We start from the raw sequence: 532 nt of genomic DNA, 5'->3' as shown, positions 1-532 counted from the left end.
TGTGTTCAACAACGAGAACGAATCGTTTATGCAGGAAACCCGGCTCATCGAGAACGAGTATTCCGTCAATCTGCCCACCCGTTTCTGGTACAAGAAAAAGATGTGGCACGGCTGGATAAACGTGGTGAACCCCTTCCGCGCCTCCATTGTCTTGGGTACGCCGGGCAGCGGCAAGTCCTTTGCCGTGGTCAATTCCTATATCAAGCAGCAGATTGAGAAGGGCTATGCCACCTATATTTACGACTTCAAGTTTCCGGACTTGAGCACCATCGCCTACAACCACCTGCTCCGCCATCTGGACGGCTACAAGGTCAGGCCGAAGTTCTATGTCATCAACTTCGACGACCCCTCGCGCAGCCACCGCTGCAACCCGCTCAACCCGAAGTTCATGACCGACATCTCCGATGCCTACGAGAGTTCCTACAACATCATGCTCAACCTCAACCGTACTTGGGCGGCCAAGCAGGGCGACTTCTTCGTCGAGTCGCCCACCATCCTGTTCGCGGCCATTATCTGGTTCCTCCGCATCTAC

General features: G+C 54.5%; 1 pseudogene. It reads left to right on the top strand.

Features of this window, described 5'->3' with window-relative positions:
• A pseudogene (locus M3090_RS15590) lies at positions 1–532 on the top strand (type IV secretory system conjugative DNA transfer family protein); the annotation flags it as partial.

Source organism: Bacteroides sp. ET71 (genome assembly GCF_023336905.1).
Classification (GTDB): domain Bacteria; phylum Bacteroidota; class Bacteroidia; order Bacteroidales; family Bacteroidaceae; genus Bacteroides.
Note: the sequence above shows the minus strand (reverse complement) of the source record. Positions and strands in the feature narration are given on the sequence as shown.